This is a genomic window from Streptomyces sp. NPDC002324, assembly GCF_053593335.1.
The window spans coordinates 204,045-222,238 of the sequence record NZ_JBSFCF010000004.1 but is presented as its reverse complement, the minus strand read 5'-3'; the positions used below and the strand labels follow the sequence as shown (position 1 = coordinate 222,238).

Annotated in this window: 17 protein-coding genes; 9 read left to right on the top strand and 8 right to left on the bottom strand. The window is 71.9% G+C overall.

What is annotated here, in order from left to right; translation table 11 throughout:
• Nucleotides 1-214 precede the first annotated feature (214 nt).
• Both ACWCRJ_RS08485 and glmS read right to left on the bottom strand, forming a co-directional pair.
• Nucleotides 215-586, bottom strand: a complete 372-nt coding sequence (locus ACWCRJ_RS08485) for a holo-ACP synthase (protein WP_028796463.1) — start codon at nucleotides 584-586, stop codon at nucleotides 215-217.
• A gap of 29 nt (nucleotides 587-615) precedes the next feature.
• Nucleotides 616-2,463: a glutamine--fructose-6-phosphate transaminase (isomerizing) gene (gene glmS / locus ACWCRJ_RS08480; RefSeq protein ID WP_450938576.1), complete on the bottom strand. Its 1,848-nt coding sequence runs from the start codon at nucleotides 2,461-2,463 to the stop codon at nucleotides 616-618.
• 260 nt (nucleotides 2,464-2,723) lie between these two features.
• Between glmS and ACWCRJ_RS08475 the strand changes: the two genes are divergently transcribed.
• From ACWCRJ_RS08475 to tsaE, 4 genes are all read left to right on the top strand, one after another.
• On the top strand, nucleotides 2,724-3,644 hold the full coding sequence (locus ACWCRJ_RS08475; protein ID WP_450938575.1) for a L,D-transpeptidase: 921 nt from the start codon (nucleotides 2,724-2,726) through the stop codon (nucleotides 3,642-3,644).
• An 85-nt stretch (nucleotides 3,645-3,729) separates the two neighbouring features.
• On the top strand, nucleotides 3,730-4,890 hold the full coding sequence (gene alr / locus ACWCRJ_RS08470; RefSeq protein ID WP_450938574.1) for an alanine racemase: 1,161 nt from the start codon (nucleotides 3,730-3,732) through the stop codon (nucleotides 4,888-4,890).
• 227 nt (nucleotides 4,891-5,117) lie between these two features.
• Nucleotides 5,118-6,365 carry an alpha/beta fold hydrolase gene (locus ACWCRJ_RS08465; RefSeq protein WP_046912740.1) on the top strand — a complete coding sequence of 416 codons (1,248 nt, stop codon included), beginning with the start codon at nucleotides 5,118-5,120 and terminating at the stop codon, nucleotides 6,363-6,365.
• On the top strand, nucleotides 6,331-6,855 hold the full coding sequence (gene tsaE / locus ACWCRJ_RS08460) for a tRNA (adenosine(37)-N6)-threonylcarbamoyltransferase complex ATPase subunit type 1 TsaE (protein WP_450938573.1): 525 nt from the start codon (nucleotides 6,331-6,333) through the stop codon (nucleotides 6,853-6,855). The genes ACWCRJ_RS08465 and tsaE overlap by 35 nt, the downstream gene beginning before the upstream one ends.
• A gap of 449 nt (nucleotides 6,856-7,304) precedes the next feature.
• Here tsaE and ACWCRJ_RS08455 read toward each other — a convergent pair whose 3' ends face one another.
• On the bottom strand, nucleotides 7,305-7,865 hold the full coding sequence (locus tag ACWCRJ_RS08455; RefSeq protein WP_450938572.1) for a L,D-transpeptidase: 561 nt from the start codon (nucleotides 7,863-7,865) through the stop codon (nucleotides 7,305-7,307).
• Between the two features lie 124 nt (nucleotides 7,866-7,989).
• Between ACWCRJ_RS08455 and tsaB the strand changes: the two genes are divergently transcribed.
• Genes tsaB through ACWCRJ_RS08435 form a run of 4 tightly spaced genes read left to right on the top strand, consistent with a single transcriptional unit; the run spans nucleotide 7,990 to nucleotide 10,499 of the window.
• The gene (tsaB, locus tag ACWCRJ_RS08450) at nucleotides 7,990-8,655 is read left to right on the top strand and encodes a tRNA (adenosine(37)-N6)-threonylcarbamoyltransferase complex dimerization subunit type 1 TsaB (protein ID WP_450938571.1); all 666 of its coding nucleotides are present in this window, start codon (nucleotides 7,990-7,992) and stop codon (nucleotides 8,653-8,655) included.
• Nucleotides 8,652-9,152 (top strand): ribosomal protein S18-alanine N-acetyltransferase, encoded by a 501-nt coding sequence (gene rimI, locus ACWCRJ_RS08445; RefSeq protein WP_020113860.1) that lies wholly within the window; start codon nucleotides 8,652-8,654, stop codon nucleotides 9,150-9,152. Before tsaB ends, rimI begins: the two co-directional genes overlap by 4 nt.
• A 4-nt stretch (nucleotides 9,153-9,156) precedes the next feature.
• Complete coding sequence (gene tsaD, locus ACWCRJ_RS08440) at nucleotides 9,157-10,248, top strand: tRNA (adenosine(37)-N6)-threonylcarbamoyltransferase complex transferase subunit TsaD (protein ID WP_450938570.1); 1,092 nt, start codon at nucleotides 9,157-9,159, stop codon at nucleotides 10,246-10,248.
• Entirely contained in the window at nucleotides 10,245-10,499 is a 255-nt protein-coding gene (locus ACWCRJ_RS08435) for a hypothetical protein (RefSeq protein WP_450938569.1), read from the top strand. Before tsaD ends, ACWCRJ_RS08435 begins: the two co-directional genes overlap by 4 nt.
• Here the strand turns inward: ACWCRJ_RS08435 and ACWCRJ_RS08430 are convergent.
• The 5 genes from ACWCRJ_RS08430 to ACWCRJ_RS08410 form a co-directional block, all read right to left on the bottom strand.
• The gene (locus tag ACWCRJ_RS08430) at nucleotides 10,453-11,190 is read right to left on the bottom strand and encodes a PH domain-containing protein (RefSeq protein ID WP_450938568.1); all 738 of its coding nucleotides are present in this window, start codon (nucleotides 11,188-11,190) and stop codon (nucleotides 10,453-10,455) included. The two genes, ACWCRJ_RS08435 and ACWCRJ_RS08430, sit on opposite strands and share 47 nt — an antisense overlap.
• A 169-nt stretch (nucleotides 11,191-11,359) precedes the next feature.
• The gene (locus ACWCRJ_RS08425; RefSeq protein ID WP_450938567.1) at nucleotides 11,360-13,678 is read right to left on the bottom strand and encodes a beta-xylosidase/alpha-l-arabinosidase; all 2,319 of its coding nucleotides are present in this window, start codon (nucleotides 13,676-13,678) and stop codon (nucleotides 11,360-11,362) included.
• 52 nt (nucleotides 13,679-13,730) lie between these two features.
• Entirely contained in the window at nucleotides 13,731-14,576 is an 846-nt protein-coding gene (locus ACWCRJ_RS08420) for a carbohydrate ABC transporter permease (RefSeq protein ID WP_450938566.1), read from the bottom strand.
• 61 nt (nucleotides 14,577-14,637) lie between these two features.
• A complete protein-coding gene (locus ACWCRJ_RS08415) occupies nucleotides 14,638-15,543 on the bottom strand; it encodes a carbohydrate ABC transporter permease (RefSeq protein ID WP_450938565.1) in 906 nt (301 codons plus the stop codon).
• Nucleotides 15,540-16,904 carry an ABC transporter substrate-binding protein gene (locus tag ACWCRJ_RS08410; RefSeq protein WP_450938564.1) on the bottom strand — a complete coding sequence of 455 codons (1,365 nt, stop codon included), beginning with the start codon at nucleotides 16,902-16,904 and terminating at the stop codon, nucleotides 15,540-15,542. Before ACWCRJ_RS08410 ends, ACWCRJ_RS08415 begins: the two co-directional genes overlap by 4 nt.
• 131 nt (nucleotides 16,905-17,035) lie before the next feature.
• Between ACWCRJ_RS08410 and ACWCRJ_RS08405 the strand changes: the two genes are divergently transcribed.
• Nucleotides 17,036-18,100, top strand: a complete 1,065-nt coding sequence (locus tag ACWCRJ_RS08405) for a LacI family DNA-binding transcriptional regulator (RefSeq protein ID WP_450938563.1) — start codon at nucleotides 17,036-17,038, stop codon at nucleotides 18,098-18,100.
• The last annotated feature ends 94 nt before the right edge of the window (nucleotides 18,101-18,194 follow it).

Below are 18,194 nucleotides of genomic sequence, written 5' to 3'. Positions count from 1 at the left end.
GACGCACTCGCGCCCGGTCACGCACTCGCGCCCGGTCACGCACTCGCGCCCGGTCACGCACTCGCGCCCGGTCACGCACTCGCGCCCGGTCACGCACTCGCGCCCGGTCACGCACCCGCATCCGGTCACGCACTCGCGCCCGGTCACGCACTCGCGCCCGGTCACGCACTCGCGCCCGACCACGCACCCGCACCCGCGCCCGCCTCACGCCCCCTCAGCCCTCCGCGATCACCACCGCTGACGCCACCCCCGCGTCGTGGCTCAGCGAGATGTGCCAGGACTTGACGCCGAGCGCGGAGGCGCGGGACGCGACCGTGCCGGTTACTCGGAGGCGGGGCTGGCCGGAGGGCTCGACGTAGACCTCGGCGTCGGTCCAGCGCAGGCCGCTGGGGGCGCCGAGGGCCTTGGCGAGGGCCTCCTTCGCGGCGAAGCGGGCCGCGAGGGAGGCGGGGCCCCGGCGTTCCCCGCTGGGCAGCAGAAGCTCGCTCGGGAGGAAGAGACGGTCGGCCAGACTGGGCGTGCGCTCCAGCGAGGCGCGGAAACGGTCGATCTCGGCGACGTCGATGCCGACTCCGATGATGGGCATGATCCGCACCCTACGGTGCCCCCGAGGCCTCACTCCACGGTCACGGACTTCGCCAGGTTCCGCGGCTGGTCCACCTCGTTCCCCCTCGCCGTGGCCAGTTCGCACGCGAAGACCTGGAGGGGAACCGTGGCGACCAGCGGCTGGAGCAGGGTCGGGGTCACCGGGATGCGGATCAGATGGTCGGCGTACGGGACGACCGCCTCGTCGCCCTCCTCGGCGATGACGATCGTGCGGGCGCCGCGCGCGCGGATCTCCTGGATGTTGGAGACGATCTTGTCGTGGAGCAGGGAGCGGCCCGCCGGGGAGGGGACCACGACGACCACCGGCAGGTCCTGCTCGATCAGGGCGATCGGCCCGTGCTTCAGTTCTCCCGCCGCGAAGCCCTCCGCGTGCATGTAGGCCAGCTCCTTGAGCTTCAGGGCGCCTTCCAGGGCCACCGGATAGCCCACGTGCCGCCCCAGGAACAGCACCGTGTTCTTGTCGGCGAGGGTGCGCGCCAACTCCCGTACCGGTTCCATCGTTTCGAGGACCCGCTCCACCTCGCGGGAGATGCGGGAGAGGTCGCGGACCACCGCCCGGATCTCGTCGCCCCACTTCGTGCCGCGCACCTGGCCGAGGTAGAGGGCGACGAGGTAACAGGCCACCAGCTGGGTCAGGAACGCCTTGGTGGAGGCGACGGCCACCTCCGGGCCGGCGTGGGTGTAGAGGACCGCGTCGGACTCGCGGGGGATCGTCGAGCCGTTGGTGTTGCAGATGGCGAGAACACGGGCGCCCTGTTCACGGGCGTGCCGCAGCGCCATCAGCGTGTCCATGGTCTCGCCGGACTGGGAGATGGCGATGACCAGGGTGTGCGGGCCGAGGATCGGGTCCCGGTAGCGGAACTCGCTCGCCAGCTCCACCTCGCAGGGGATACGGGTCCAGTGCTCGATGGCGTACTTGGCGATGAGGCCCGCGTGGAACGCCGTACCGCACGCGACGATGACCACCTTGTCCAGCTCGCGCAGCTCCGCGTCGCGGATGCGGACCTCGTCCAGACTCAGCGTGCCCGCCGCGTCGATACGGCCGAGGAGCGTGTCCGCGACCGCCTTGGGCTGCTCGGCGATCTCCTTGAGCATGAAGTAGTCGTAGCCGCCCTTCTCGGCCGCCGACGCGTCCCAGTCGACGTGGTACGAGCGGACCTCGGCGGGGCGGCCGTCGAAGGTCGTCACCGTCACGCCGTCGCGGCGAAGTTCGACCACCTGGTCCTGGCCCAGCTCGATCGCCGAGCGCGTGTGGGCGATGAAGGCGGCCACGTCCGAGGCGAGGAAGGCCTCGCCCTCGCCGACCCCGACCACCAGCGGCGAGTTCCGGCGGGCGCCCACGACCACGTCCGGTGCGTCGGCGTGCACCGCGACGAGCGTGAACGCTCCCTCCAGGCGGCGGCACACCAGCCGCATCGCCTCCGCGAGGTCGTCGCACGAGGAGAACTCCTCGGCGAGCAGGTGGGCGACGACCTCGGTGTCCGTCTCGGAGACCAGCTCGTGCCCGCGCTCGGTGAGTTCGGCGCGCAGCGCGGCGAAGTTCTCGATGATGCCGTTGTGGACGACGGCCACGCGGCCCGCGTTGTCGAGGTGCGGGTGGGCGTTGGCGTCCGTGGGACCGCCGTGGGTGGCCCAGCGGGTGTGGCCGAGGCCGGTCGAACCGGTCGGCAGCGGCCGCCCGACCAGCTCCTTCTCCAGATTGACCAGCTTTCCGGCCTTCTTCGCGGCGGCCAGGCCCCCGTCGGCCAGGACCGCCACGCCCGCGGAGTCGTACCCCCGGTACTCCAGCCGCTTCAGCCCGGCCAGGACCACGTCGAGCGCGGACTGCGCGCCGACGTATCCCACGATTCCGCACATATCAACCCCTGTGTCGTACCGTTCGCGACCTGTCGTGTGCCTCGTGTGACTGTACGTGACGCCGGTGGCGTCCGGTCAGCCCGCATATCGGGTGACTTCGCACGCGCATATCGGGTGACCGTACGCGCGGCGCCCCCTTCCGCGCGAGTACGGCACGTATCGCTGATCACATGACGAGCCGACGAACGACGAGCCGACATATGACGAGCCGGCAAGTGACGAGCCGACAAGTGACGAGAAGGCCCATGAGGTTCGGGCCCATGAGGTTCAGGCCTCTGAGGTTCCGCGCCCTCGCCGTGTTCCTGGCGGCCCTGGTGACCGCCCTTCCCGCCGGCGCCGTCGACGCCGCCGCGGCCGGACGCGTCGCGCGCGAGCCGGCCGCCCCGTCCGGCGACGGCCCCCTCGTCCCCGGCGTGCCGCCCGGCCCGCACCAGCCCTGGCAGATCGACACGCCGGACCAGGCGCTGCCGCCGCGGGTGTACGCGCCCGGCGCGGCGGAGGAGGCGGTGGAGCCGAGGCGCGCGGCGGCCGGGACGTACGACCTCATCGAGTACGTGCCCCTGAGCGAGGCCCAGGCGTTCGCCGGGGCCAAGGTGACCTGCACGAAGCTGACGGGCCCGTACCAGCGGCAGGTCGAGCGGTATCTGCGGCGGAAGGTGGACGGGAAGCAGTCGCGGGCCGACTGCCTGGCGATCCGGGCGTTCCAGATCAAGCAGCGCATCAAGCCGGCGATCGGCTTCGCGGGGCCGGTGACCTGGGCGCGGATGCAGTTGCTCGCCGCCCGCAAGAACCCCAACGCGGCCGGGAAGTGCCCGGTGCGGACGTACCGCGTGGCGTGTGTGGATCTGTCGCGGCAGCTGACGTGGGTGCAGAAGGGCAAGAAGGTGGTCTTCGGGCCGGTGCCGATGCGCAGCGGGCGGAAGGCGTACCCGACCCGTGCGGGGTGGCACAAGGTCTACTGGAAGCACAAGAACCACTGGTCGACGCTCTACAACACGCCTATGCCGTACAGCCAGTTCTTCAGCGGCGGGCAGGCGTTCCACGCGGTGTACGGGTCCATCTACACGGAGATCGGGTCCATGGGGTGCGTGAACCTGCGGCTGGCGGACGCGCGGGCGCTGTGGGGGGTGCTGAAGACGAAGGACCGGGTCTTCGTGTGGGGGAAGCGGCCGGGGAAGTGAGGCGGGTGGCGGCGGGGTCGTTCGTACGTCATGGGCCGCGCCCGTTCGAAGGGGACCTCCGTGGCTCTGAGACACTGGGGCCGACATGAGTGAGACAGCACCTGCGCGGAGCGCGCCCCTGCGGGCCCGCGCCGAGATCGATCTGGATGCCCTGCGGGCCAATGTGCGCACGTTGCGTGCGCGGGCCGCGGGTGCCGAACTGATGGCCGTGGTCAAGTCGGACGCGTACGGCCACGGTGCGGTGCGGTGTGCCCGGGCGGCCGTCGAGGCGGGGGCGACCTGGCTGGGGACGGCAACGCCCGAGGAGGCACTGGCGCTGCGGGCGGCGGGTCTGTCCGGGCGGCTGATGTGCTGGCTGTGGGCGCCCGGCGGGCCCTGGCGCGAGGCGGTCGAGGCGGATCTCGACGTCGCGGTCAGCGGGATGTGGGCGCTGCGGGAGGTCACCGACGCCGCCCGTGCCGCGGGTCTGCGCGCACGGGTGCAGCTCAAGGCCGACACGGGGCTCGGCCGCAACGGCTGCGCGCCCGGCGACTGGCCGGAACTCGTCGCCGAGGCGCTGCGGGCCGAGGCCGAGGGGCTGGTGAAGGTCACCGGACTCTGGTCGCACTTCGCCTGCGCCGACGAGCCGGGGCACCCCTCCATCGAGGCCCAGCTCACCCGCTTCCGCGACATGGTCGCCCACGCCGAGGAACAGGGCGTCCGCCCCGAGGTGCGGCACATCGCCAACTCACCGGCCACGCTCACCCGCCCGGACGCGCGCTTCGACCTCGTACGGACGGGCATCGCGGTCTACGGCATCTCGCCCAGCCCGGAGCTGGGCAGCGCGGCCGACCTCGGGCTGCGCCCCGTCATGCGGCTCAGCGCCTCGCTCGCGCTGGTCAAGCACGTCCCCGGCGGCCACGGCGTCAGCTACGGACACCACTACGTCACCCCGGGCGCCACCACCCTCGGCCTGGTCCCCGTCGGCTACGCGGACGGCATCCCCCGGCACGCCTCCGGCGCCGGGCCGGTACTCGTCGGCGGCAAGTGGCGGACGGTCGCGGGCCGCGTCGCCATGGACCAGTTCGTCGTCGACCTCGGCGGGGACGAACCCGTCGCCGGGGACGAGGTCGTGCTGTTCGGGGCCGGTGACAGGGGCGAGCCGACCGCCGAGGACTGGGCGCAGGCGGCCGGAACCATCGCCTACGAGATCGTGACGCGCATCGGAACCCGCGTGCCGCGCGTCTACGTCGATACGGGTGAATGAGCGGGCACGTGCGGCCACGCGTGCGGCCCCCGAGTATGTGATCACGGGTGTCCGGCGCGGGTGCGCCGGGGTGTGATCCGGGGCACGTCCGGGTGCGGGCATGAGCGGTCGGTGCCCGAACACGAGTAAGTGAAAGACGAAGGACTGGAAACTCCGTACAGATGGGCGGAGCGCCAGCGATAGCGGGATCGGCAGCAGGACCGGACGTCGGCGAAGAGGAGCGGGACGTGAGCGAGAGCAGCGCGGAGGCCGTGGAGGCCGTCGCGAGCGCGGCCGCCGCCTCGGCCGCGTCCGGCGACGGGATCTGGCGCAGAGCGGGTGTCGCCGGGGCGGCGATAGGCGTGGTCGCGGCGGGCGCGGCGGCCGGCGTCGCCATAGAGCGGCTCACCGTCGGGCGCGGGATGCGCCGCAGGGCCCAGCTCGCGCTCGATTCCACCGGCCCGTACGGGGGGCTGCGCGGCACCCCTGGCAAGGCGTACGCCGACGACGGCACCGAGCTGTACTACGAGGTCGACGACGTCGAGCCCGAGGCCGGGCTCTCGCCCCGCAGACGCCGGCTGTTCGGCCGCAAGGCCCCGGCCCCGGTCACCGTCGTCTTCAGCCACGGCTACTGCCTCAACCAGGACTCCTGGCACTTCCAGCGGGCCGCGCTGCGCGGTGTCGTACGGACCGTGCACTGGGACCAGCGCAGCCACGGCCGCTCGGGCCGGGGCGTGGCCCAGGTGCAGGACGGGCAGCCGGTCACCATCGACCAGTTGGGGCGCGACCTCAGGGCCGTCATCGACGCGGCGGTGCCCGAGGGGCCCATCGTGCTCGTCGGCCACTCCATGGGCGGCATGACCGTCATGGCGCTGGCCGCGCACTGCCCGGAGCTGATCCGCGAGCGGGTCGTCGCCGTCGCCCTGGTCGGTACGTCGTCGGGGCGGCTCGGCGAGGTCAACTTCGGGCTGCCGGTCGCGGGCGTGAACGTGGTGCGGCGGGTGCTGCCGGGGGTGCTGAAGGCGCTGGGGCAGCAGGCCGCGCTGGTGGAACGGGGGCGGCGGGCGACCGCCGATCTGTTCGCCGGAATCATCAAGCGGTACTCGTTCGCCTCGCGGGACGTCGACCCGGCGGTGGCGCGGTTCGCCGAACGGATGATCGAGGGCACGCCGATCGACGTGGTCGCCGAGTTCTATCCGGCGTTCACCGAGCACGACAAGACCGAGGCGCTCGCGGCCTTCGCGGAGCTGCCGGTGCTCGTGCTGGCCGGGGTCAAGGACCTCGTCACGCCGAGCGAGCACAGCGAGGCGATCGCCGATCTGCTGCCGGACGCGGAGCTGGTGCTCGTCCCCGACGCGGGGCATCTGGTGATGCTGGAGCACCCCGAGGTGGTGACCGACCGGCTCGCGGACCTGCTCACCCGTGCGGGGGCCGTGCCGGCGGGGGCTACGGTAAGTGGCTATGGAAGCGCCAGCAGCACCGCACGTCCCGGGTGAGTCCGGGCCTTCTCTGCGGATCACCGTACATTCGCCCGACCGGATGCTGGAGCTGGGCCGTCGCCTGGCCAAGCTCCTGCGCGCGGGCGATCTCGTGATGCTCAACGGGGAGTTGGGCGCCGGGAAGACGACCCTGACCCGGGGGCTCGGGGAGGGGCTCGGGGTGCGGGGTGCGGTCACCTCGCCGACCTTCGTCATCGCCCGGGTGCATCCGTCGCTGGTGGAGGGGCCGCCGCTCGTCCATGTCGACGCGTACCGCCTGGGCGGCGGGCTGGACGAGATGGAGGACCTCGATCTCGACGTCTCGCTGCCGGATTCGGTGATCGTGGTCGAGTGGGGCGAGGGGAAGGTCGAGGAGCTGACGGACGACCGGCTGAACGTCGTCATCCACCGGGCCGTCGGGGACACCACGGATGAGGTACGGCATGTGACCGTCACCGGGCTGGGTGAACGGTGGGCGGCCGTGGAGCTGGGCGTGCTCGCGGCGTGACGCTCCGCGTTCTCGCTCCGCTGGGTGGGGCGGTAGGTTCCGACGGGGTGTCGGCAAGTGTTGCGCGGGGTGTCCTCGGCGTGGTCACATGGGGGCGGTTCTTGGTTAGGTGTACCTAACCTGGCTCGCCCGGCACCAGGAGGCGTCCATGTCGACAGCGGAACAGAGGCCGAGGCCGTCCTCCGGGGCGGGCGGGGTGTCGATGCGGGACCTGCTGGCTTCGTGTGCGGCGGCGAAGGTGATTTCCACGCCGCCGGTGGCTCCGCCGGTCAAGGGGGAGGGGCGGCGCGGGGTGGGGGATCGGTGCCCCCGGGCTGCGGCGTAGCGCTCCGGGAGGGGTGGTCTCGGGCGGCTCGCGGCTGCGGGTCCGGTGGGGGCTGGTCGCGCAGTTCCCCGCGCCCCTGAACGGACCGGCGATCCCCCTGACCGGTGACTAGAAAAGCCCCCGCCTACTCGACCACGACCACCTTCGTGCCGATGCCCGCGAACTGCCACATCGCCTTGCCGTCCTTGCGGGCCTCTCGGATGCCGCCCGTCCTGGTGGCGGGGTCGGGTTCGGGGGTGGAGCCGTCCACCGCCGCGCTGAAGCCGATGGAGACGCCGTCGACCGTGGCGAAACGGACGACGTTCTCGATGGGGGTGCCGTCGGAGCCGGTGACGGCGGCCGAGCGGGACGTGACCGTGTAGGTCGCGGGGGTGGGGTCGACCGTGCTGGGGGTGACCTCGAAGGTGCGGGTGACCTTCTCGTTCGCGCCGACCAGCCAGACGCGGTCGTCGTCCAGGGAGTAGACGACGCGTTCGCCGGTGCCCGAGTCGTCGGGCAGGACCTTCTCCGTGTCCTTCTTCCCCTCGCCGGGGGTCTTGGACTTCGGAAGCGCCGAGGACTTGGAGGGGGACGGTTTCCCGAGGTCGTCGGGCACGTGCGCCGACGCCTGATAGGCGAGGAAACCGACTGCGGCGACGGCCGCCGCGGTGAGCCCGGCCACGAATACCGAGCTGCTACTGGCCACCTTCTGCGTCCACCTCTCGTACCCACGTACGCCTTTGAAGCACGTCTGTGCTGTGACGGTAGCAGCAGAGGGGACGTGTACCGGGTCGGCCGTGGCCCGGCCCGAAGCGCCGTAGGCTGTTTGCGTGCTCTTGCTCGCTCTGGATACCGCCACCCCCGCCGTCACCGTCGCGCTGCACGACGGGACGGACGTCGTCGCCGCGTCGAGCCAGGTGGACGCCCGGCGCCACGGGGAACTGCTGCTGCCCGCCGTCGACCGGGTTCTCGCCGAGGCGGGCACCCGCCTCGACGCCGTCACCGGCATCGTCGTGGGCATCGGCCCCGGCCCGTACACCGGGCTGCGCGTCGGCCTCATGACCGCCGACACCTTCGGCCTCGCCCTCGGGGTCCCCGTCCACGGCCTGTGCACCCTCGACGGACTCGCGTACGCGGCCGGCGTCGAGGGCACGGTCGAGGGACCGTTCGTGGTGGCGACCGACGCCCGGCGCAAGGAGGTGTACTGGGCGCGGTACGCGGACGCGCGGACGAGAACCACCGAGCCGGCCGTCGACCGGCCCGCCGACATCGTCGGCACGGTCGCCGGACTGCCCGCGGTCGGCGCCGGGGCGGTCCTCTACCCCGACACCTTCCCGGACGCCCGCGGACCCGAGCACGTCTCCGCCGCCGCCCTCGCGGCCCTGGCCGCCGAGCGGCTCGCGGCGGGCGGGGAACTGGAGGCGCCCCGGCCGCTGTACCTGCGCCGGCCCGACGCCCAGGTGCCCAAGAACTACAAGGTGGTCACCCCCAAGTGACGACCCCGGTGCTGCGCGAGATGCGCTGGTGGGACATCGAGCCCGTCCTGGAGCTGGAGAAGGACCTCTTCCCCGAGGACGCCTGGTCCCGCGGCATGTTCTGGTCGGACCTCGCCCACGCGCGCGGACCCCACGCGACCCGGCGGTACTACGTCGCCGAGGACGCCGACGGACGGATCATCGGCTACGGGGGCCTGGCCTCCGCCGGGGACACCGCCGACGTACAGACCATCGCCGTCGCCCGGGAACACTGGGGCACCGGCCTCGGCGCGCTGATCCTCACCGAGCTGCTGCGGGCCGCCACCACGTTCGAGTGCGCCCAGGTGATGCTCGAATGCCGGGTCGACAACGTCCGTGCCCAGAAGCTCTACGAACGCTTCGGCTTCGAGGCGATCGGCTTCCGCCGCGGCTACTACCAGCCGGGGAACGTGGACGCCCTCGTCATGCGCCTCAACGACCCTTCCGCATCCGTACAAGGAACCGAGATCAATGGCTAGGTCCATGGCTGACGAACCGCTGGTTCTGGGGATCGAGACCTCCTGCGACGAGACCGGTGTCGGTGTCGTGCGCGGTACGACCCTGCTGGCCGACGCGATCGCGTCGAGCGTCGACGAGCACGCCCGCTTCGGCGGGGTGGTGCCCGAGGTCGCCTCCCGCGCGCACCTGGAGGCGATGGTCCCGACGATCGACCGCGCGCTGAAGGAAGCGGGGGTGAGCCCGAAGGACCTCGACGGCATCGCGGTCACCGCCGGGCCGGGCCTCGCGGGCGCCCTGCTGGTGGGCGTCTCGGCGGCCAAGGCGTACGCGTACGCGCTCGGCAAGCCGCTGTACGGCGTCAACCACCTCGCCTCCCACATCTGCGTCGACCAGCTGGAGCACGGCGCGCTGCCCGAGCCGACGATGGCGCTGCTGGTGTCGGGCGGGCACTCGTCGCTGCTGCTGTCCACGGACATCACCTCGGACGTACGGCCGATGGGCGCGACGATCGACGACGCGGCGGGCGAGGCCTTCGACAAGATCGCCCGTGTGCTGAACCTGGGCTTCCCGGGCGGTCCCGTCATCGACCGGTACGCGCGCGAGGGCGACCCGACGGCGATCGCGTTCCCGCGCGGGCTCACCGGCCCCCGCGACCCCGCCTACGACTTCTCCTTCTCCGGCCTGAAGACCGCCGTGGCCCGCTGGATCGAGGCGAAGCGGGCGGCCGGCGAGGAGGTGCCGGTGCGGGACGTGTCGGCGTCCTTCCAGGAGGCCGTCGTGGACGTGCTGACGCGCAAGGCCGTGCGCGCGTGCAAGGACGAGGGCGTCGACCACCTGATGATCGGCGGCGGGGTGGCCGCCAACTCCCGGCTGCGGGCGCTGGCGCTGGAGCGCTGCGAGGCGGCCGGGATCCGACTCCGGGTGCCCCGGCCCAAGTTGTGCACCGACAACGGGGCGATGGTGGCCGCGCTGGGCGCCGAGATGGTCGCGCGGGGGCGGGCCGCCTCCAGCTGGGACCTCTCCGCGGACTCCTCCCTCCCGGTGACCGAACCACACGTGCCGGGACACGACCACGACCACGTGCACGAGGTGAGCAAGGAGAACCTCTACTCGTGACCGTCACGCTGATGTGGGAGGCCCGGGCGGCGGAGGGCCGGGGCGGGGAACTCCTCGCCTGGGCGCGGGCCCAGGAGCTTCCGGTACGGCCACTGCGGCGCGAGACCCTGCGCGCGCCCGGTGAGCGGGTGCTCGTCATCACCTGGTGGGACGCGGACTACGACGCCGAGCTGCCGGAACTGCCCGAGCCGGGCGGGGAGTTGGTCAGTCGGACGGTCCACCGGTGGAGGTTCGAGTCGCTGGACGGGTGAGGCGGCGGTACCGGCGTTCGCCGAGCCGGTCCAGGGCGGGGAAGCAGAGGGCGAGACAGAGCAGCGGGACGCCCCCGACCAGGAGCAAGGTGTGGGGCGGCCGGTCGGTGAAGGCCATCCCCATGTCGACGACGAGCATGGCGGCCGCGACGGCCAGGCTCGCGAGACCCGCCCGCCGCAAGGCCGTGCGCCGCCGCGCCCCTCGCGCGATGCGCGCCTCCACCTCCGGTCGCTCCTCGGCGGAGGTGAGTCCGAGCCGCAGGGCGGTGGCGTACAGGTCGGCGACCTCGGCGATCGGGTCGGGCAGCTGGTACTCGTCGAGGTGGGGGAGGCGGACCCGGCGCCCGTCGGAGGCGTAGAGGTACGCCGACCAGCGGGGGACGCCGCCCCTGTTGTCCTCGACCCGGATGCCGTAGATGTCCGGCCACGCCCAGCGGCGCGTGCGGAGCGGTCCCCGTACGGTGACCCCGTCGGCCGTGACCGACGTCCGCGCCCGCCACTGCTCCAGCACCACCCGGCTGGCCGTGGCCACCCAGGCGGCCACGGCCAGCACGTTCCAGCCCGACGGGCCGAGCGTCGCCATCGCGTGCAGCGCGCCCGCGCTGACCAGCGCCGCCGCGACCAGCGTGGTGAGGAACCCTGGCGGTACTTTCCGCCGTCTTCGGTACTCCCGCTCTATGCCGTCGTTCACCGCGCTGTTATAGCCCGCCTCGGTGAGCGTGGGGTAAGGACGCCCACCGCGCGTACGGAACGGGGAGTACGCGGCTGTTCGGTGGACAGTACCGTGAGCGAGTTGGGGCGACGGCTCGCGGATCAGAGGAGCGCTGTGGATCGCCCCCACCCCGGCGGACTGACCGCCGTCAGTTCTCCACGGCCCGGACCTCCGTCCCGCAGTGCAGCCGGCGGTCCGGGCCGACCTCGTGGACCGGGCCCGACAGGGTCAGCCGCGCCCGGTGGCGGATGTCCACGCTCGACGCGCCCAACCGCAGTTCCAGGTCGCCCGGTTCCACCACGCGCCGTCCCGAGCGGGCCGCGAAGGACGACACGTCGGGATGGAAGCGGAAGGTGACCCGGCGGGCGGCACCCGGCTCCAACTCCACACGCTGGTAGGCGATCAGACGGACGTCGGGGCGGGTCACCGAGGCCACCGGATCGTGCAGGTACAGCTGGACGACCTCCGCGCCCGCCCGCTCACCCGTGTTGCGGACGGTCAGCGACACGTCGTACGTGCCGTTCCCGTCCGTGGTCATCCCGGTGCTCTCCTCCGCGAAGTCCGTCCACGCGAACGTCGTGTACGAACCGCCGTGCCCGAAGGGGTACAGCGGGGTCGGGTCGATGTTGCTCGCTCCGCCCAGCAGGCCCATCGGCGGCTGGAGGTACGTCCACGGCTGGCCCCCCGGCCGTTGCGGGACGCTGACCGGGAGGCGGCCCGACGGGGAGACACGGCCGGACAGCACGCCCGCCATCGCCGGGCCGCCCTCCTCCCCGGGGAAGAACGCCTGCACCACGCCCGCCAGTTGCCCGTGCCAGCGGCCGAGCGCGTACGGGCGTCCGGTGAGCAGGAGCGCCACCACCGGCGTGCCCGTGGCGAGCAGAGCGTCCAGCAGTTCGGACTGCACGCCCGGGAGCCGTAGATCCTCCGCGTCGCAGCCCTCACCGGAGGTACCCCGGCCGAAGAGGCCCGCCCGGTCGCCGAGGACCGCCACGCAGACGTCCGCCTCGGACGCGCGGGCGACCGCCTCGGCGAAACCGCCGGTGTCGTCGCCGTCCACGTCGCTGCCCGCCGCGTACGTGATCTTCGCGTCCGGGAGTTCGGTGCGCAGCGAGGCGAGGACCGTGGGGATCTCGATGCCCAGCGGGGTGCCGGGGTGGGCGGGCAGGACGTGGGAGGGGAAGGAGTAGCAGCCGAGCATGGCGAGGGGGTCGTCGGCGCGGGGGCCGACCACGGCGATACGGATGTCGGGGGCCAGGGGGAGGACGGCGTCGGGGTTGTCCAGCAGCACCACCGACTCCTCGGCCAGACGGCGGGCCAGGGCGCGGTTCGCCGTCGAGTCGAGCCTGATCCGGTCCTCGGCGGGCTCCGGCGTCCAGTCCTCGTCCAGCATGCCCAGCTCGCACTTCTGGAGCAGGACCCGGTGGGCGGCCCGGTCGACCAGCGCCTCCGGGATCTCGCCCGCGCGGACCGCCTCCAGCAGGGGCTCGCCGAAGCAGCGCAGGGACGGCAGTTCCACGTCGAGGCCGGCCGCCAGCGCCGCGTGCGCGGCCTCCGCACGGGTTCCCGCCACGCGGTGGTTCGTCTCCAGGAAGCCGACGGCGAAGTAGTCGGAGACGACCGTGCCGGTGAAACCCCAGGTATCGCGCAGGAGTTCGGTGAGCAGCTCGGGGTCCGCCGAGACCGGGACGCCGTCCGTCTCCGTGTACGCGGCCATCACCGAGCGGGCACCGCCCTCGCGCACCGCCATCTCGAACGGGGGCAGGGTCACGTCCGCGAACTCCCGTACCCCCGCGCGTACGGGCGCGTGGTTGCGGGCGCCGACGGAGGCGGCGTACCCGGCGAAGTGCTTCAGCGTGGCCACGATCCCGGCCGACTCCAGGCCCCGGACATAGGCCGTGCCGACCGTGCTCACGAGGTACGGGTCCTCGCCGATCGTCTCCTCGACCCGCCCCCAGCGCGGGTCGCGGACGACGTCCAGGACGGGAGACAGACCCTGGTGGACGCCGACAGCGGCCAGGTCGTGGCCGATGTGCCGGGCCATCTCCTCCACCAGCACCGGGTCGAAGGTCGCGCCCCAGGCCAGGGGGACCGGGTACGCGGTCGCGTGCCAGGCCGTGAAACCGGCCAGGCACTCCTCGTGGGCGACGGCGGGGATGCCGAAACGGTTCGCGGCCATGATGCGGCGCTGGGCACGGGCCAGTGCGCGCGCGCCCAGCACCGGGTCCACGGGGGTCGTGCCGAAGACCCGGGTCAGCTGGCCGAGACCCCGGGTGATCAGCTCATCGAAGTCGAACGCCTCCGTCATGCCCTGCTCGTCGGGGGCGATGTCCTCGCCGTTCGAATCGCTTTTCACCCACACGCCGTACAGCTGGGCGGTCTTCTCCTCCAGGGTCATCCGGGAGAGAAGATCGTCGACCCGGGCCGCTGCGGGCAGGGCGGGGTCGCGCCAAGGGGCCGTGGTCATGAAACTCCTTTGGTGGGTTGGTGAGTTTCAGTCGCGACGCTGCGATGAGGGGTCACTTGCCGCCCACTCCCATCAGCCCGCCCACCAGCGCCCGTCGCGCCACCAGGTACACGGCGAAGATCGGGATGCCGGACAGGACGACCGAGGCGAGCAGGGCGGGGATGTTGACGCCGAACTGGCTGACGTAGTTGAACAGGCCGAGGGTGAGCACCCGCGGGCCGTCGGACTGCGTGAAGATCAGCGGGAAGAGGAAACCGTTCCAGGCCTGGAGCGCCGAGAAGATGACGACCGTGCTGATGCCGCCCTTGGCCAGCGGGATCGTCAGCTGGAAGAGCGTCCGCAGGGGCGAGGCGCCGTCCAGGGCCATCGCCTCGTACAGGTCCTCCGAGACGTCGCGCAGGGTGCCGACCAGGACCAGGACCGAGACCGGCATCGCGAAGGCGGCCGTCGGCAGGATGACGGCCAGGAGGGTGTCGTAGAGGTCGAGCTTCGCGATGAGCAGATACAACGGCACCACCACGGCCTGCGCCGGGATCGCCACGCCGAGGAGGAACAGGCGGAAGGCGGCGTTCGACCAGCGGTCACGGGTGCGGACGGTGACGTAGGCGAGGGGGATGGACAGGGTCAGGACGATGCCCACCACCGAGACCGCGACGATCGCCGTGTTGCTCAGCAGATGGCCGAAGCCGCTGGTCAGGACGGTGTTGTAGTTGTCGAGCGTCGGATCCGAGGGGGGCTTGAGGGGGTTGCCGGTCAGGGCCTTGTCCGCGCCGGTGAGGGACGCCGACAGCATCGCGTAGATCGGGATCAGGACGATGACCAGCCAGACGAAGGCGCCGAGACCCGCGACCGGGTTGGCGCGCCTCGTCCAGTGACGGCGGCGGCGGGGGGTGCTCACGCGCTCGCGCGAGGGCTCGTCGGTCCTCGTGGGGCGTGCCAACGTGTCGTGTGACACTGCGTCACATCCCTTCGCGGGTGCTGCGCATGGCGCCGAACCCGGACAGCCGGACCAGGACCAGCGAGAGGCCCGTCGCGGCGATGACCAGGAACGACGCGATGGCGCTCGCGTAGCCGAAGTCGTACGTCTTGAAGCCCGCCTCGTACATCAGGTACGGCAGGATCGCGGTGTCCGTGCCGGGGCCGCCCTTGGTGAGGATCAGGACCGTCTCGAAGTACGTCAGTGAGCCGACGACCATCAGGACCGTGGACGTGGTGATCGTGTGCCGCAGCTGCGGCAGCGTGATCGAGAAGAACTGGCGGTAGCGGCCGGCGCCGTCGATGGCGGCGGCCTGGTAGAGGACCTCGGGGATCTGGCGGGCCCCGCCCTGGTAGATCAGGGTGTGGAAGGGGATGAACTGCCAGCCGCCGACGAAGACGATCGCCAGGAACGCGCCGCTCTGCGAGCCCAGGGTGTCCGCCTGGATGATGCCGAAGTTCGGGTCGAGGAGAGCGTAGAAGAGGATCGCGATGGCGGTGGAGGAGAGCAGGAACGGCACGAAGAACACCGCGGAGAGGATCGCGCGGTTGCGCTGCCGGCCCGCGGCCCAGACGCCGAGCAGCAGGGCGACGACCGTCTGGAAGACCCAGCTGGCGACCGTCAGGACGACGGTCAGCCACAGGGACTGAGCCATCCGGGGGTCGTCGAAAAGTTTCCGCCAGTTGTCGAGACCGACCGGCCGCGGGTCGCCGAGGCCGTCCCAGCTGGTGAAGGAGAGATAGAGCGCCAGGGCCATCGGGACGACCGCGAAGAACGTGAAGAAGAGGACACCGGGAAGGGCCCAGGCGGCGTGCGGACGGCCGGCGCGGCTCGCGCGGTGTATCGGCCCCTTCCGCGCCGCCGGGGCCTTCTCGACCGTGACGGTCACTTCAGCCCCTTGCACGCCGTCACGAACTCGCCGGGCGAGGACTTGCCCGCGAACAGCTTGCCGATCTCCGTGTGCATCTTGGTGCCGAGGCCGTCGCCGAGTGCCTGATCCCAGGAGAGGGTGAACGCGGGAGCCTTCTGCACCATGTCGTACTGGAACGTGGCGTACTCGGGGTTGGGCGCGGAGGAGAGGAGGGCGGCCGCGTTCGAGGTGGTCGGCACGTCGCCGTTGTCGATCAGCGCCTTCGCGTACGCCTCCGAGGCGCAGTCCTTCAGGAAGCCGACGGCCAGGTCCTTGTTCTTCGTACGGGCGTTGACGGACCAGTAGTTGGTGGGGTTGCCGACGACGTTGCGGACGTCGCCCGTGCCGCCCTCGACGGTCGGGAAGGGGGCCCAGCCCAGGTCGCTCTTGGCGAAGTCGGGGAACTTGCCGAGCTGCGTGGAGTACTCCCAGGAGCCCATCAGGTGCATGGCGGCCTTGCCGCGGGCGAAGACCGCGGGTGCGCCGCCGTTGACGTACGACACCGAGGTGAACTTGGAGCCGAAGGCGCCGTCGTCGATGAGTTCCCTGACCAGCTCGGCGGCCTTCAGGACGGCCGGGTCGCCCCAGCCCTCGGCGTCGCCGTCCTGGATGCGCTTGAAGACCTCGGGGCCGCCGATACGGTCGACCAGGTACTCCAGCCACATCAGATTCGGCCAGAGGTCGGAGCCGCCGAGGGCGAAGGGCGTGATCTTCGCCTTCTTGAGCTTGGCGTTGTTGTCGAGCAACTGGTCCCAGGTGGTGGGTGGTTGGAGCTTGTGCTCGGCGAAGACGGCCTTGTTGTAGAAGAGGATCACCGGCTGCATGCCGCGCATCGGGATGCCGTAGTGGCGGCCCCCCAGGTCGCCGGCGGCGAGGACCGAGGGCAGGAAGCCGTCCTTGAGGACCGGGTCGCCCTCGATGATGTCGGTGAGGTCCACGATCTTGCCCGCGTCCTCGTACGGCTTGATCGAGCCGCCGCCCCAGTTGAAGAAGATGTCCGGGGAGCTGGGCGAGCCCATCGCCGTGCGGAGCTTGGGGGAGTAGTCGGAGCCGGGGACCTTCTGCAGCTTGATGATCCCGCCGGCCTTCTTCGCCGCGGCCGACTTGTTGAACCGGTCGACGCTCGCCTGCTGGACCTTCACCGCGTCGTCGCCGTACACGAACGCGGTGAGCGTCTTGCCGTCCCCGCCGCCCGCTCCGCCGCCGGAGCCGCAGGCGGTGAGGCCGGTGCCCAGTCCCGCGGTGAGCAGCGAGGCGGAACCGGCACCGAGGAACCAGCGCCTGCTGAACGGCCTGGTGGCCGCGCTGTCGCCGGTGACCTGGCCTCTACTCGACTCCATGAGAGCACCCTTCGCGCATGGTCGGACGTATGAATCTCTGCGAATGTTTCGGCTGGTACTTCGAATGTTCCGGGAACGTATGGCCGTCGAAAGGGTTCGTCAAGAGGTCGCGCAGGGATACGATCCCGCTCATGAAGCCCGCGAAGCCCGAGGAAATCCAGACAAGAGCGCGTGCGTCCCAGTCCACGCAGACCGCGACGCTCGCCGAGATCGCCCGGCAGGCCGGCGTCTCGGCTCCGACTGTTTCGAAGGTGCTCAACGGCCGCGCGGACGTCGCGCCCGCGACCCGCACCCGCGTCGAGGAGCTCCTGCGCGAGTACGGCTACCGCCGCCGGCGTGCCGAGGCGAGCCGGTCCCCCCTCATCGACCTGGTCTTCCACGAGCTGGAGAGCGCGTGGGCGATGGAGGTCATCCGGGGTGTCGAGAACATCGCGCGGGAGGAGGGCCTGAGTGTGGTCCTCTCCGAGAGCGCGGGCCGCCTCACCCCCGGCCGCACCTGGGCCGACCAGGTCGCCGCGCGCCGCCCGCACGGGGTCGTCCTCGTGCTGTCCGGGCTCGACGAGTCCCAGCGGGCGCTGCTGACCAGCCGCTCCATCCCGTTCGTCGTGATGGACCCGGCGGGCGATCCCGGTGACGACGTGCCCTCGATCGGCGCCACGAACTGGCAGGGCGGCCTGGCCGCCACCCGTCATCTGATCGAACTCGGCCACCGGCGGATCGGTGCCATCAGCGGGCCCTCGCGGATGATGTGCAGCCGCGCCCGGGTCGACGGCTACCGGGCCGCGCTGGAGACCGCCGGACTGCCGGTCGCCGCGGATCTGATCAAGGCCGGGGACTTCCATCACGAGACCGGCTACCGGCTGGGCCTGGACCTGCTGCGCCGCCCCGACCGCCCCACGGCCGTCTTCGCCGGCAACGACCTCCAGGCCCTCGGCCTCTACGAGGCCGCCCGCGAACTGGGCCTGCGCATCCCGGAAGACCTCAGCGTGGTCGGCTTCGACGACCTCCCGGTCGCCCGCTGGGTGGGCCCCCCTCTGACGACGGTCCGCCAGCCCCTGATGAAGATGGCCGAAGCAGCCGCCCGCCTCGTCCTGGACCTGGGCCGCCAGGACACCTCCTCCACAGCGACCCGAGTGGAACTGGCGACAAGCCTGGTCATACGAAGCAGCACGGCAACACCACCACCGACGCCCTGAAGGAGGCGCGGGCACCGACCCGACAAGCGCGGCTTCTCAGGGCGCGGGGAACGACCCGACAAGCGGCTTCTCAGGGGCGCGGGGAACTGCGCGA